Raw genomic sequence first — 1,517 nt, 5'->3', positions numbered from 1 at the left:
AGGAGCTGGGCGACGTCCACGACCTCCAGCGTCTCCTTGGCCTGGCCGTTGTTCTTCTTCTCGTTGATCGCGTCTCCCAGCATGACCAGGCAGAACGGGCACGCGGTGGACACGGTGTCGGGGTCGGTGGTCAGCGCCTCATCCACCCGCTCGGTGTTGATGCGCTTGCCGATACGCTCCTCCATCCACATGCGCGCGCCACCCGCGCCGCAGCAGAACCCGCGCTCCTTGCAGCGGTGCATCTCCTGGGCCTGGACGCCGGGCACCTTGGCCATGATGTCGCGCGGCTGGGCGTACACCTTGTTGTGCCGGCCCAGGAAACACGGATCGTGGTAGGTGATCTTCTCCTCGATCGGGGTGATCGGGGTGAGCCTGCCCTCCTCCACCAGCCGGGCCAGCAACTGGGTGTGATGCACCACCTCGAACGTGCCACCCAGCTGCGGGTACTCGTTGGCCAGGGTGTTGAAGCAGTGCGGGCACGTCGCCACGATCTTCTTGACGCCGGCCTCGTTCAGCGTCTCGATGTTCTGCCGGGCCAGCATGTCGAACAGGAACTCCATGCCCAGCCGCCGGGCCGGGTCGCCGGTGCACGCCTCCATCGGCCCGAGCACGCCGAATTTGACCCCGGCGATGTGCAGCAGCTCGGCCACGGCCTTGGTGGTCTTCTTCGCCCGGTCCTCCAGCGCCCCCGCGCAGCCCACCCAGAACAGGTACTCCAGATCGTCGGGCACCTTGTCCTCGATGAGCGGGACCGGGACGGGGTCGACCTCCCGCGAGGCCAGCTCCTCGATCCACTCGGCGCGCCTGGTCTCCGCCACGCCCCACGGGTTGCCCTTGTTCTCCAGGTTCTTCAGCATGACCCCGGCCTCGGAGGGGAAGCTGGACTCGATCATCACCTGGTAGCGGCGCATGTCGATGATGTGGTCGATGTGCTCGATGTCCACCGGGCACTGCTCCACGCAGGCGCCGCAGTTGGTGCACGACCACAGCACGTCCGGGTGGATGACGCCCTGCTCGCCCACCAGCGGCTTGCCGGCCAGGGCCAGCACGTCCTCGGGCAGCTTCGCCCGCTCCTGTTCACCGGCGAGCAGGTAGGGGGCGATGGCGAAGGCGTGGTCGCGCTGGTCCAGGATCAGCATCTTGGGCGACAGCGGCTTGTCGGTGTTCCATGCCGGGCACTGCGACTGGCAGCGGCCGCACTCGGTGCAGGTGTAGAAGTCCAGGAACCCCTTCCACGTGGTGTCCTCGATCTTGCCGCGGCCGAACACGTCGGTGTCGGGGTCGGCCTCCTCGAAGTCCAGCACCGTGCCGTTGCTGCGCATCTGGGGCACCGCGCCCAGCCCGTCGGGACGCCGTGAGAACAGCACGTTCAGCGGCGCCAGGAAGATGTGCAGGTGCTTGGAGTTCACCACGATCACCAGGAACACCAGCATGACGCCGATGTGCAGCAGCAGCCCCACCGACTCCAGCGCCTCACTGGTGGGCAGCACCTTGGCCACCGCCTCGGAGGCGAACGC

At 67.4% G+C, this 1,517-nt stretch carries 1 protein-coding gene; it reads right to left on the bottom strand.

Annotated features, from left to right (window positions below; genetic code table 11):
- Positions 1–1,517 (bottom strand): (Fe-S)-binding protein (locus tag AB0M95_RS40980; protein ID WP_363777191.1); only part of this gene is annotated, 1,517 nt, incomplete at both ends.

Source organism: Sphaerisporangium sp. NPDC051017 (assembly GCF_040683095.1).
Lineage (GTDB): Bacteria > Actinomycetota > Actinomycetes > Streptosporangiales > Streptosporangiaceae > Sphaerisporangium.
This window is presented reverse-complemented; position numbering and strand designations above follow the sequence as displayed.